Annotated in this window: 8 protein-coding genes and 1 pseudogene; 3 read left to right on the forward strand and 6 right to left on the reverse strand. The window is 72.7% G+C overall.

Going from position 1 to position 12,974, the window contains the following annotated elements; all coding sequences use genetic code 11:
• Positions 1 to 93: 93 nt before the first annotated feature.
• Positions 94 to 879, forward strand: coding sequence for an SDR family oxidoreductase (locus AB0G84_RS10285; RefSeq protein ID WP_361318177.1), 786 nt, complete (start codon positions 94 to 96; stop codon positions 877 to 879).
• A 53-nt stretch (positions 880 to 932) separates the two neighbouring features.
• On the opposite strand, the gene AB0G84_RS10290 is transcribed toward AB0G84_RS10285, so the two are convergent.
• The gene (locus tag AB0G84_RS10290; RefSeq protein ID WP_361318179.1) at positions 933 to 2,054 is read right to left on the reverse strand and encodes an ADP-ribosylglycohydrolase family protein; all 1,122 of its coding nucleotides are present in this window, start codon (positions 2,052 to 2,054) and stop codon (positions 933 to 935) included.
• A 288-nt stretch (positions 2,055 to 2,342) separates the two neighbouring features.
• On the opposite strand from AB0G84_RS10290, the gene AB0G84_RS10295 reads away from it, so the two are divergent.
• The gene (locus AB0G84_RS10295; protein WP_361318181.1) at positions 2,343 to 2,597 is read left to right on the forward strand and encodes a hypothetical protein; all 255 of its coding nucleotides are present in this window, start codon (positions 2,343 to 2,345) and stop codon (positions 2,595 to 2,597) included.
• A 53-nt stretch (positions 2,598 to 2,650) separates the two neighbouring features.
• Here AB0G84_RS10295 and AB0G84_RS10300 read toward each other — a convergent pair whose 3' ends face one another.
• From AB0G84_RS10300 to AB0G84_RS10310, 3 genes are all read right to left on the reverse strand, one after another.
• Positions 2,651 to 5,299 carry a bifunctional FO biosynthesis protein CofGH gene (locus AB0G84_RS10300; RefSeq protein ID WP_361318183.1) on the reverse strand — a complete coding sequence of 883 codons (2,649 nt, stop codon included), beginning with the start codon at positions 5,297 to 5,299 and terminating at the stop codon, positions 2,651 to 2,653.
• A gap of 207 nt (positions 5,300 to 5,506) precedes the next feature.
• Positions 5,507 to 5,908 carry a VOC family protein gene (locus tag AB0G84_RS10305; RefSeq protein WP_361318185.1) on the reverse strand — a complete coding sequence of 134 codons (402 nt, stop codon included), beginning with the start codon at positions 5,906 to 5,908 and terminating at the stop codon, positions 5,507 to 5,509.
• 511 nt (positions 5,909 to 6,419) lie between these two features.
• The gene (locus tag AB0G84_RS10310; protein ID WP_361318187.1) at positions 6,420 to 7,244 is read right to left on the reverse strand and encodes a TIGR03619 family F420-dependent LLM class oxidoreductase; all 825 of its coding nucleotides are present in this window, start codon (positions 7,242 to 7,244) and stop codon (positions 6,420 to 6,422) included.
• Positions 7,245 to 7,597: 353 nt separating this feature from the next.
• Here AB0G84_RS10310 and AB0G84_RS10315 point away from each other — a divergent pair, with 353 nt between their 5' ends.
• Positions 7,598 to 9,055, forward strand: a complete 1,458-nt coding sequence (locus tag AB0G84_RS10315) for a CehA/McbA family metallohydrolase (RefSeq protein WP_361318189.1) — start codon at positions 7,598 to 7,600, stop codon at positions 9,053 to 9,055.
• A 157-nt stretch (positions 9,056 to 9,212) separates the two neighbouring features.
• Here the strand turns inward: AB0G84_RS10315 and AB0G84_RS10320 are convergent, their stop codons facing one another.
• A complete protein-coding gene (locus AB0G84_RS10320) occupies positions 9,213 to 10,682 on the reverse strand; it encodes an aldehyde dehydrogenase family protein (protein ID WP_361318190.1) in 1,470 nt (489 codons plus the stop codon).
• Between the two features lie 164 nt (positions 10,683 to 10,846).
• Positions 10,847 to 12,610 (reverse strand): annotated as a pseudogene (locus AB0G84_RS10325) (D-aminoacylase); the annotation flags it as partial.
• Between the last annotated feature and the right edge of the window lie 364 nt (positions 12,611 to 12,974).

Here is a 12,974-nt window from a genome sequence, read left to right on the forward strand (position 1 = left end):
TCCCGGGCGCCCGCCCCTGGCCTTCCCAGACCCTTCACCGTATTCTGACGCACCGTCAGAACATCGCTGAGCGGCCTGGCCTGGAGGCTCCAGATGCTGCTGCGGGACAAGACCGTCATCGTCTCCGGTGTGGGCGCCGGCCTCGGCCACCAGGTCGCGGCGGCCTGCCTGCGGGACGGCGCCTTCGTGGTGCTGGGCGCCCGTACCCCGGCGCAACTCGCCGCGTCGGCGGCGGCGCTCGACCCGTCGGGCGAGCGCACCGCCTGGCGGACGGCCGACATCGGCGACGAGGCGCAGTGCGAGGCGCTGGCCGCGCTCGCGGTGGAGCGGTTCGGCGGTATTGACGCGGTCATCCATGTCGCCGCGCTCGACTCGCTCTTCGGCGGCCTGCGGGACGCCGACTTCGATGCCTGGCGCGGTGTCGTCGACACCAACCTCTTCGGCACGCTGCGGATGACCCGCGCCTGCCTGCCGTCGATGACGGCGCGGGGCGGTGGGTCGGTGGTGATGATCGGCACCCAGTCGTCGGTCGCCGCACCGTCCCAGGTGCAGCAGGCGGCGTATGCGGCGTCCAAGGGCGGGCTGGTCTCGGCGATGTACTCCCTGGCGCGCGAGCTGGGCCCGGACCGGATACGGGTCAACACCGTGCAGCCGGGCTGGATGTGGGGCCCGCCGGTCCAGGCCTATGTGCGGTTCCAGGCGCACGCGGAGGGCGTACCGGAGTCCGAGGTGCTGGCCCGGCTCACCGCGCGGATGGCGCTGCCGGAGCTGGCGACGGACGGGGACGTGGCTGAGACCGCGGTCTTCCTGGCCTCCGACCGGGCGCGGGCCATCACGGGCCAGTCGCTGCTGGTGAACGCGGGCGAGCTGATGCGCTGAGGCCGGCGCTGGAGGCCCACCCCGCGAGCCCACGAAAACCCGAAAGAAACGTCCTAGCCCCGGGGGTAACGGGCGAGCCAGCCCGGCGAGGAGCCGGCCGGGCCGTGCAGGGCGGCGCCCTGCGTCATCTCCATCGCGAAGTCGTCGGCCAGCTGCAGGATCGTCTCCCGGCCCTCCAGCTCGACCAGCCACACCGGGGGCAGCGCCGTCTCGCCGTGCAGGGTGCCCAGCAGGTTGCCGCAGAGGGCACCGGTGGAGTCGCTGTCGCCGCTGTGGTTGACGGCGAGCAGCAGGCCGTGCCGGAAGTCCTCGGCGACCAGGGCGCAGTACACGCCGATCGACAGCGCCTCCTCGGCGGTCCAGCCCTCGCCCAGCGACTCCACCCGGGCCGGTGTCGGCATGCCCTGCCGTACGGCGCCGAGCGCCCGCTTGAGGGCGTCGGTGGTCTCCTCGTGGCCGGGCCGGGTCGCCAGGTGCGCCAGGGCCTTCTGCACGGCCCCGTCGAGGTCCTCGCCCCGGGCCAGCGCATGGCTGATCACGGCGAAGGCGCCGGCCGCCAGATAGCCGGTGGGGTGGCCGTGCGTCTGGGCCGCGCACTCGACCGCGAGCTGGAAGACCAGCTGCGGCTCCCAGCCGACCAGCAGCCCGAACGGCGCGGAGCGCATCACCGCGCCGCAGCCCTTCGAGTCGGGGTTCTTGGGCTGCTCCAGCGTGCCCATCGCCTCGTCGCCGAGGCCGGTCAGGCAGGCGCGGCCCGGGGCGCGGCGGGAGTAGAGCCACTCCTCGCGGGCGAGCCAGCCGTCGTCCTGCTTGCGCTCGTCCGGTCCCCAGTTGTGCTGGGTGGCGGCCCAGCGCAGATAGGCGCGGTGGACGTCGGTGGGCGGGTGCCAGGCCCCGGTGTCGCGGCGGACCTGGGCCCGGATCAGCCCGTCCACCGTGAAGAGGGTCATCTGGGTGTCGTCGGTGACCGCTCCGCGCCGCCCGTAGGCGGGCACGAAGTCCGTCACGCCCTCCTGGCCGTGCGCCTCACGGATCGCGGCGAGCGAGTCGAACTCGATACCGGCGCCCAGCGCATCGCCGATGGCGCCGCCGAGCAGGCAGCCGCGTACCCGGCTGCGGAAGTCCTGCTGTTCCGCGCGCCCCCAGATGGCGGCGCCGCCTCCCGCTGCGCTCACTGCGCCTCCCGAAGCTCCCGAGGTACCGGGGCCTTGCGGGGCCCCTGGCGCAGCACTGTAATCGACCGGGATTGATCAATTTCCGGCCAGGTGAGTATGTGCGAAGTCGCTGGCTAGGCGGCTTTTGGACGGTACGGTCCCGATGAGTGAGGGGTGGGTTCAAGCCAGTGCCACCGGGCGGGGAAGCCGCTGCCCGCGCCCCGTACGCAGGACGTAACCCCCTCCGCCGCCGACGGGGCGACTGTGCGTTCGATGATGGCTACGCCCCGCTCTGGGCATGCTCTCCCCATGTCCGAGTACGAGTGGGATCGCACCACCATGGCCGTTGTCGCCTCCGCCCTCTCGGGGGACAGCGACGGCGCGGTGGAACTCCTCCGGCCGCTCCCCCAGCGCGATGTCTGCCACATCGCGGTACGGCTCGCCGCCATGGCGGCCGACGCGCTGATCGTCGCCGCCCAGGACAGCGGCGGCGACCGCGAAGAGGCGCTCTCGCAGTGGCAGCAGTGCATCCTGCAGCACGAGGCCGAGCACGACGGCGACTGACGCCGCCCCGGCCTCCCGCGCCGCTACTTCCTCACCCGCTACTCCACCACCGGCTACTCCACTACCGGCAGCAGCTCCGGCAGATGCCCGTCCGAGGCCAGCGCGGCGGCCCGACGGTCCTCGGGCACCGGGCCGTAGGTCGTCGTACGGGGGCGGGCGGGCCGGCCGGCCCGGTCCGCGATGGCGACGAGGTCCTGGATGGAGCGGTACGAGCCGTAACTCGACCCGGCCATACGGGAGATGGTCTCCTCCATCAGGGTGCCGCCCAGGTCGTTGGCGCCCGAGCGGAGCATCTCGGCGGCGCCGTCCGCACCGAGTTTGACCCAGCTGGTCTGGATGTTGGTCAGGTGCGGGTGGAGCAGGATCCGGGCCATGGCCGTCACCGCGCGGTTGTCGCGCGTGGTGGGGCCGGAGCGGGCGATGCCGGCCAGGTAGACGGGCGCATTGGTGTGGATGAAGGGGAGGGTGACGAACTCGGTGAAGCCGCCGGTCTCCTGCTGGATCTCGGCGAGCAGGCGGAGGTGGCCCAGCCAGTGGCGCGGCTGGTCGACATGGCCGTACATCATCGTCGAGGACGTGCGGATGCCCAGCTCATGGGCGGTCTTGATGACCTCGACCCAGGTGGCGGTGGGCAACTTGCCCTTGGTGAGGATCCAACGGACCTCGTCGTCGAGGATCTCGGCGGCCGTCCCGGGGAGGGTGTCCAGGCCGGCGGCCTTGGCCTCGCTCAACCACTCACGGATGGACAGCCCGGTGCGGGTGGCGCCGTTGACGACCTCCATGGGCGAGAAGGCGTGCACATGCATCCCGGGCACGCGCTCCTTCACGGCGCGCGCGATGTCGAAGTACGCGGTGCCGGGCAGGTCGGGGTGGATGCCGCCCTGCATGCAGACCTCCACCGCGCCGACGTCCCAGGCCTGTTGGGCGCGGTCGGCGACCTGGGAGAGGGAGAGGGTGTAGGCGTCGGCGTCCGTGCGGCGCTGGGCGAAGGCGCAGAAGCGGCAGCCGGTGTAGCAGACGTTGGTGAAGTTGATGTTCCTGGTGACGATGTAGGTGACGTCGTCGCCCACGGTGGCGCGGCGCAGATCGTCGGCGATCCGGCAGAGGGCGTCCAGCGCCGGGCCGTCGGCGTGCAGCAGCGCCAGCGCCTGGGGGTCGGTGAGCCGGGTGGGGTCGTCGGCGGCCTGCGCGAGGGCCTGTCGTACGTCGGCGTCGATGCGCTCGGGGGCCATTCCGGGGGCGGCGGCCTCCCGCAGCGCCTCCCAGTCGCCGTAGACCTCATCGAAGTCGTCGCGGCGGTCGGCGGTGCGGCCCTCGGTGTCGATGGTGTGGTGCAGGTCCGTACGACCCGAGGCGCTCAGCGTGAAGCCCTCGTCGGGTTCCTGCCAGGGGCGGCCCACCACGGGGGCGTCCTCGACGGCCAGGCCCGTCTCGGGGTCGGCGAGGGCGCGGACGTGCGGCAGCAGCCGGGGGTCGAGCCAGGGCTCGCCGCGCTGGATGAACTCCGGGTAGATGGGCAGCCGTTCGCGCAGGTCGAAGCCGGCGGCGGCGCAGCGCTCGGCCAGCTCCTCGATCTGCGGCCAGGGCCGCTCGGGGTTGACGTGGTCGAGGGTCAGCGGCGAGACGCCGCCCCAGTCGTCGATCCCGGCGTCGATGAGCATCCGGTAGGCGCCGTCGACGAGGTTGGGCGGCGCCTGGATGCGGGTCGAGGGGCCCATGATGTGCCGGGCCACCGCGATCGTCGCGGCCAGCTCCTCCAGCTCGGCGTCCGGCATGCCGCGCATCGCCGTGTCCGGCTTGGCGCGGAAGTTCTGCATGATCAGCTCTTGGATGCCGTGGTACGCGCGCTGGATGCGACGCAGCGCGAACAGGGACTCGGCGCGCTCGTCGTAGGTCTCGCCGATACCGATCAACAGGCCGGTGGTGAAGGGCACGTTGGAGCGCCCGGCGTCCTCCAGGACGCGCAGCCGGACGGCCGGTTCCTTGTCGGGCGAGCCGTGGTGCGGGCCGCCGGGCTCGCTCCACAGGCGTTCGGCGGTGGTCTCCAGCATCATCCCCAGGGACGGCGCCACCGGCTTGAGCCGCTGGAAGTCCGTCCAGGAGAGCACCCCGGGGTTGAGGTGCGGCAGCAGCCCGGTCTCCTCCAGGACGCGGATGGCCATGGCGCGGACGTAGGAGATCGTGTCGTCGTAGCCGTGCGCCTCCAGCCACTCACGGGCCTCGGGCCAGCGGTCCTCGGGCTTGTCCCCCAGGGTGAACAGGGCTTCCTTGCAGCCCATTTCGGCGCCCCGGCGGGCGATGTCCAGCACCTCGTCGGGCGACATGAACATCCCGTGGCCGGCCCGGCGCAGCTTGCCGGGGACGGTGACGAAGGTGCAGTAGTGGCAGGTGTCCCGGCACAGCCGCGTCAGCGGGATGAAGACGCCCTTGGAGTAGGTGATGACGCCGGGCCGGCCCGCCGCCTCCAGGCCGGCGTCGCGCACCCGGGCCGCGGAGGCGCACAGGTCGGCGAGGTCCTCGCCGCGGGCCTGGAGCAGCACCGCGGCCTCGCCGACGTCCAGCGCGACACCGTCGCGGGCCCGCTTGAGCGCACGGCGCATCGCGTTCGCCGTGGGACGGTCCGCAGCGGTGGTCCGGACGCCCGTCCCGCGGTCGGCCTCTCGATCGGACGGCTGGTCAGGTCCCTGCGCGCTGGATGTCATCCTCCGAGCATACGAGCGCCCACCGACAGCGCCGGCGGCAGCGAACGGGCCGCGGCTGTGCCACTGATCACTGCGGGCAGAGGTTACGTCCGGTCCCGAAGGGGGCATTTCCCCGGCGCCTGGCTGCGGCATGCCCGACCGTCCGACGGTGGACGGGAGGGCCCGGACGCACCCGGGCGTTCCCGGCTTGGCCGTCGAGGGGGGCGCTCACATCTGGGCGAGCAGTTCGTCGGAGTACGTCCGGGTCAGGAACTCCATGTTGTGGCCGTCAGGATCGTTGACGTAGAGGCCTCGGCCGCCGTCGTGGGTGTTGTACTCCTGCGGCTTGGTGTGCAGCGGGTCGGCCCAGTACGGGAGGTCGCGCGCCTTGATGCGGCCGAGTATGGCGTCGAACTCGTCCTCGGTCACCAGGAAGGCATAGTGCGTGGGGACGAACTCCGCGCCGCCCGCGACGTGCTCCGCGTAGTCGAGCGCCACCCCGTTGTCGAGCTTGAGGGCGGCGAACGGGCCGAACGCCTTGGGCTCGGGGGCGTCGAGAAGGTCGGCCAGGAAACGGGCCGAGGCAAAGCGGTCGGTGCTGTGCACGATCGTGTGATCGAGGCTGGGCATGGGTTCTCCTTGGTCTCCTGGGTCCCGTGACCTGCGCGGTCGGGCGAATTCGGACCGGTCCCGTGCGCTGCTGACCGGCTGCCTTGGACCGCTGGCCTTGCGGGACCCCGATGGGTCTCCTGCGGACCGTTGCTCTGCGGGTCCTGTGCTGTGCGGGGTCTGTGCCTTGCAAGGTCTGTGCCTTGCAGGCCCTGCGCTTTGTGGGTGCTGTGCTTCGCGGGTGCTGTGCTCGCGTGCCTGCTCTGTGGGTGCTGTGCTCGCGTGCCTGCTCTGTGGGTGCTGTGCTCGCGTGCTCTGTAGGTGCTGTGCTGGTGCGTCCTACGTAGGTGCTGTGCTGGTGCGTCCTGCGGGTTCTTGTGTGCCCTGCGGGTCCTGCACTCTCAACGCTACGACCGGCGGGGGCGGGCGCGGATCGGTCCGGGGTACCGGACCGGGCGGTCCCGCCGGGGAGCCTGGTCCCGTCACCCAGGAGGTACGCCGGGTTCCCGTGCGTCACCCGGGACGGCCCGCCTCACAAATACTGGGCGAAGTCGTCCAGGGTGCGCAGCACCTCCGCCTCCTCGGCCGGCGGCAACTGCAGCACCACCTCCGGTACCCCCAGCTCGCGGTAGTGGGCGAGCTTCCCGGGGGTGGGGAGAACCGCGTACGGCACGACCTGCGGCTCGCCAGGCCGCCCGGCGTCCGCCCAGGCCTGCCGCAGCACCGGGAGGGTCTCAGCCAGCCCTCGTCCGCCGATCGGCAGCCAGCCGTCCGCGTAGGCGGCGATCTGCCCGAAGAGCCCAGGGCCTGCGCCGCCGCCCAGCAGGATGCGCGGTGCGCCGTTCGCCGGCTTGGGGTGGGCCAGGGAGGCCCGTACGGAGCCGAATTGGCCCTGGTAGGCGGTCGGCTCTTCGGCCCACAGGGCGCGCATCAGGGCCACCCGGTCACGGGTCAGCGCGCGCCGGGTGGACCATTCGACACCGTGGTCGGCGGCCTCCTCGACGTTCCAGCCGTAGCCGACGCCGAGCGTGAAGCGGCCGCCGGAGAGGAAGTCGAGGGTCGCGATCTGCTTGGCCAGGTCGATCGGGTCGTGCTGGGCGACGAGGGTGATCCCGGTGCCGAGCGCGAGCCGCTCGGTGACCGCCGCGGCCTGGCCGAGGGCGACGAACGGATCGAGGGTGCGGCCGTACTCGCGCGGCAGCGGCTCGCCCATGGGGGCGGGGGTGTCGCGGCTGGCGGGGATGTGGGTGTGTTCGGGGAGGTAGAGCCCGGCGAAGCCGCGCTGTTCCAGCTCATGGGCCAGCCGGACCGGCCGGATCGTCTCGTCCGTGAGGAAGATCGTGGTCGAGATCCGCATGCTGGGGATACCTCCGTCAAGCGTGTGGGTGACCGCATGGTGCCTTACCGCCCGAGGGTTATCCACAGGCCTTTCCCTCAGCAGCACGGCCGCGTACAACAGTTTTCACACGGCGCAACGAGCTGGCCACACAACGACACGAGGGGGCGACGCCGCACGGGGCTACGGGCCGGCATGACGACGGCAGACAAGACGACGGAAGTGAGGACGGGCAGAACGAGGACAGCAGCGCAAGGGCGGCGGCACGGGGGAAGAGACCACACCAGGCGACAGGGGGGACGGAAATGGAGCGACGAGACGTTCTGAGACTTTCGGCGGTTGCCGGCACCGCGGGCGGGCTTACGCTCGGACGTGTGAGCTTCGCCGACGCCGCACCGGCGACCGGGCAGCCCGATACCGGCGGTCCGGATGAGCAGACCCGCCGGGTCACCGGCCATCTGCCCACGGGAGCACCGGACTTCGTCTACCTACCGGTCGAAGTGCCGTACGGGGTAAGGGAGATCGCCGTCTCCTACGCCTACGACCGGCCCACCGTCCCCGAGGGCACCGCCGGCAACGCCTGCGACATCGGCATCTTCGACGAACGGGGCACGGCCCTCGGCGGTGCGGGCTTCCGCGGCTGGTCGGGCGGGGCACGTACGGAGTTCTTCCTGCGCGCCGACGACGCCACCCCGGGCTACCTCCCCGGGCCGGTCAACGCCGGCACCTGGCACATCGCCCTCGGCCCGTACACGGTCGCGCCGCAGGGACTCTCCTACGACGTCACGATCACCCTGCGGTACGGCCCCCAGGATCGGACCCCGGCGCCGGTCCATCCGCCCGAACGCGCCCGGGGACGCGGCCAAGCCTGGTACCGCGGCGACAACCATCTGCACTCCCTCCATTCCGACGGCAAGCGCACCCCTGCCCAGATCGCCGCGCTGGCCCGGGCCGCCGGGCTCGACTTCCTCACCACCACCGAGCACAACACCACCTCCGCACACCGCGCCTGGGAGGGCCTGTGGGGCGATGACCTGCTGATCCTGACCGGCGAGGAGGTCACCACCCGCAATGGGCACGTGGTGGCGATGGGCACCGACCCCGGTGTCTTCATCGACTGGCGCTACCGGGCGCGCGACAACGCCTTCGGCAAGTACGCCCGGGCCATCCGGCGGGCCGGCGGCCTCGTCATCCCGGCGCATCCGCACGCCACCTGCATAGGCTGCAACTGGAAGTTCGGGCTGAACGAAGCCGATGCGGTGGAGGTCTGGAACGGCCCCTACACCCCCGATGACGAGGTCACCCTCGCCGAGTGGGACAACACCCTCGTCGCGCACACCCGCGGCCGGGCGGACTGGCTGCCGGCCGTCGGACACAGCGACGCCCACCGCGACCCGGATGTCGTCGGCCTGCCGCAGACGGTGGTGCTCGCCGACGATCTCTCCCGCCGCGCCGTACAGGAGGGCATACGAGCCGGCCGGGTCTGGATCGCCGAGTCCTCGAAGGTCGACCTGACCTTCGCCGTCACCGGCGAACGCGGCGAACACGCCGGCATCGGCGCACGCCTGGAGGTGCCCGGTACGGCCCGGGTCACCGCACAGCTGAGGGTTTCCGGAGCTCCCGGCTGTACGGCCGCCTTCGTCACCGACCAGGGGCGGCTGTATGCGATGCCGCTCCCGCCCTCGGGCGCCGGCACCGTCACCTGGCAGACCACACCCGACAACGCCGCCTATATACGCGCGGAAGTACGCCACCCGGCCACCACGCCCGGCCTCCCGGGCCCGATGGCGGCGATGACCAACCCGGTCTTCCTGGGGCGCCGGGCCGTCTGAACGGGAGGAGAGGGGGCGGGAGGAGGGGAGGGGCGGGGAGGGGGGAGGGGCGGGGGAGGGCCCCTGCATCTCAACCCTCAACCCTCCTCCCCCCAACCTCCCAGCCCCTCACCCCTCGCCCCTCGCCCCTCGCCCCTCGCCCGTCACCCCACACGCCTCACCCCGCCCAGACGATCGCCTGGAGCTCGCTGTAGGCGTGGAGGGCGTAGGAGCCCACGTCCCGGCCGACTCCGCTCTGTTTGAAGCCGCCGAACGGGGCCTCCATGTTCCGGCCGACCGTGTTCACCCCGACCCCGCCGGCCCGCAGTTGCCGGGCGACCCGGAAGGCGCGGGCCACATCGCCGGACCAGACGTAGTCGAGGAGGCCGTATTCGCTGTCGTTGGCGAGGGCAACCCCCTCGTCCTCGTCGTCGAAGGGGACGACCGCGACGACCGGCCCGAAGATCTCCTCCCGGACGACCCGCATGTCGGGCGTGCAGTCGACGAGCAGCGTGGGCGCGACGTAGAAGCCCCGTTCCAGGTCCGCGGGGCGCTCACCGCCCGCGACGATCCGCGCGCCCTCCTTCCTGCCCAGGTCCACATACGACTCGACCCGGTCGCGGTGCGCCGCCGAGATCACCGGTCCGACGACCGTGCCCCGCGCCCTCGGGTCGCCGACCGTCAGCCGGCCGATATACCGCGTGAGCTTGTCGACCAGCGCCTGGTAGACGCCCCGTTGGGCGAGCACCCGCGTCGGGGCCGTACAGATCTGCCCGCTGTAGAAGGAGAACGTCGTCCCGATGCCGGCCACCGCCGCGTCCAGGTCCGCGTCCTCGAAGACCACCGCGGCGCCCTTGCCGCCCAGCTCCATCAGTTGGCGTTTCATCGTGCGCCCGCAGACCTCGCCGATGCGCCGCCCGACGGCCGTGGAGCCGGTGAAGCTCACCATGTCCACGTCCGGGGTGTCCACGGCGGCCGCGCCGACGTCCGCCGAGGCCCCGCCTACGACGTTCACCACGCCCGCCGGCGCTCCCGCCTCCTCCAGGGCGGCCGCCATCCGGTAGACCGACAGCGGATCCTGCGGGGCCGGCTTCACCACGACGGTGTTCCCCATGGCCAGGGCCGGGGCCACCTTGCCGGCGGGGTTCGCCCAGGGGTTGTTGTACGAGGTGATGCAGGTGACGACACCGACCGGCTGGCGTACGGCCAGCGCACCCAGCACCGCCGCCCCGCCCATCGGGCCCGCCGCGTTCACCTGCGGGGGCAGTCCCTGCTCCACGGGCTCCAGGGCGCCCTTGGCATACCTCCGGAAGCGGGCGATGCCCACCGCGACCTGCATCCCGCGCGCGGTGGCGGTCGTCGCGCCGCTCTCGGCCTGCGCCAGCTCGGCATGGGCGGCGACGTCCCGCTGCATGAGGTCCGCGGCCCGGTCGAGGACCGCGGCCCGGTCCTCGGGCGCGGTACGGGACCAGGCGGCGAAGGCGTCCCGGGCTGCGGCCGCCGCCTGGTGGACCTGCTCGCGGGAGGCCTCCGGCGCCTGCCCGACCACCGCCTCCGTCGCCGGGTCGATCACCGCGTAGTGGCCGCCGGCGGGCTCCACCCACTCCCCGCCGACGAACAGCTTTCCTTCCGGGGCTGCCGCGGTCATCCGGCCTCCACCGGCCCGGACCCCACTGACCCCGTACCCACCGACCCCGTACCCACCGACCCCGTACCCGCCGTCCCGGTACCGGTCACCCCACTCTCCGCCGCCCCGCTCCCCCGAGCCCCGGTGTCCACCATCCCGGTGTCCACCGTCCCGGCGTCGACCATCCTGGTGTCCACCGTCCTGGTGTCCCGGCCCGAGCGCAGCACCTTGCCCGGTACCGCCCCGGTCACCACATCGTCGCGGATCGCCTCGACCCCGTTGACCCAGACCGCGTGGACACCGACCGCCCGGGAGTCCAGCCGCGGGCTGTCGCCCGGCAGGTCGCGGACGAGCGTCGCGGGGCCCGCGTCGATGGTCTCCGGGTCGAAGAGCACCAGGTCGGCGTGCCAGCCCTCCTGGACGCGTCCCCGCTCGCGCAGTCCGAACAACTGCGCCGGGTCGTCGGTCAGCATCTTCACGGCCTGTTCGAGCCCCACCAGCTTCCTGCCGCGCAGACAGTCGCCGAGGAACCGGGTGGTGTACGGGGCGCCGCACATCCGGTCCAGGTGGGCGCCCGCGTCGGAGCCCCCCAGCAGCACGTCCTCGTGCTGCCAGGTCTCGGCGCGCAGGGCCCAGGAGGCGGGGTCGTTGTCGGTGGGCATCGGCCACAGCACGGTCCGCAGCCGGTCGTTGGCGCAGATCTCCACCAGGCAGTCGAACGGGTCTTGGCCGCGCTCGGCGGCAATGTCCTGGACGACCCGGCCGGTGAGGCCCTCGTTGGCGTCGCTGTAGGTGTCGCCGATGACGTACCGGGCGAAGTTGGTCAGCCTGCGGAAGACGCCGGCCTCCTCGGACTCGGCACGCCGCAGCAGTTCGGCGCGGACGGCCGGCTCCCGCAGCCTGGCGAGGCGTTCGTCGACCGGCAGCCCGAGGACCTCGCCCCATCCGGGGATCAGGTTCAGGGCGCAGAAGGTGCCCAGGGACATGTTCATCGGGGTGAGGATCGGCATGGTCAGGGCCACGATCCGCCCGCCGGCCTTACGGGCCCGCTCGCTCGCTTCGAGCTGGCGTGGCACCCGCTCGGGCACGGCCGCGTCGATGGTCAGCACGTTCCAGTTCAGGGGCCGACCAGCCACCGCGCTCATCTCCACCAGCAGGTCGATCTCGTCGTCGCTGAACCGGTCGAGGCAGCCGGCGACGATGGCCTCGATCTGGGTGCCCTCGTGGTCGGCGACGGCCCGCGACAGGGCGAGCAGTTCGGCGGGCGCGGCGTGCCGGGAGGCAACCGGCCGGCCGTCGCCGTCGGAGTGGGTGCTGGACTGGGTGGTGGACAGGCCCCACGCCCCGGCGTCCATGGCGTGGTGGAAGAGCGCCAGCATCTCGGCCAGTTGCTGCTCGGTCGGTTGTCCGCCCACCGCGTCCACGCCCATCACGTACCGGCGCAGTGCGCAGTGGCCCACCATGAAGCCGGCGTTGACGGCGATCCGCCCTTCGAGGGCGTCGAGGTAGTCGGCGAACGAGTGCCACGTCCAGGGCGCGCCCTCCTCCAGCGCCACCAGGGACATGCCTTCGACCTTGGACATCATCCGCCGGGTGTAGTCGGCGTCCTCGGGGCGGGCGGGGTTCAGCGGGGCCAGGGTGAAGCCGCAGTTGCCGCCGGCCACCGTCGTCACGCCGTGGTTGAGCGAGGGCGTGGCGTACGGGTCCCAGAAGAGCTGGGCGTCGTAGTGGGTGTGCGGGTCGACGAATCCGGGCGCCAGGATGCGGCCCCGGGCGTCCTCCTCCGACGTGGCCTCCTCGGTCACCGTTCCCGGCTCGGCGATGACGGCGATGCGTCCGTCGCGTATCCCGACGTCGGCGACGTACCGGGGAGCGCCCGTCCCGTCCACGACGGTCGCGCCTGTGATCAGATGGTCGAGCATGGCGGAGTGCCTCCCTGTGCTGTGCAGCCCCTCTGCTGGTGAACCCGTGCGTGTGCGGCCCGTTGCGGCGGTGGCCGGCGGGTGCGGGCGCCGGGCGGTCCCCGGGAGCTCCCGGGTGGCCCCGTGTCCTCTCAGGCGGCCCGACCGGTGGGAGTCTCGCTCCCCAAAGCCGGCCGGTGGCGATCTCCCTCCCCTCACAGCCGGCCGGTGGCGGTCGCCCTCCCCTCAGCCGGCCGGCGCCGCTCTCTCGCCCCGCCGGCGGGTGCCTGTCGTGCCCCGTTGGCGGGTGCCGGTCGTGCCCGTCGGCGGGTGCCGGTCGTGCCCCGCCAGCCGGTGCCGGTCGTGCCCCGCCGGCGGGTGCCGGTCGTGCCCCGCCGGCCGGCCGGCGGGC

This window comes from Streptomyces sp. NPDC020742 (assembly GCF_040641675.1).
Taxonomy (GTDB): Bacteria; Actinomycetota; Actinomycetes; order Streptomycetales; family Streptomycetaceae; genus Streptomyces.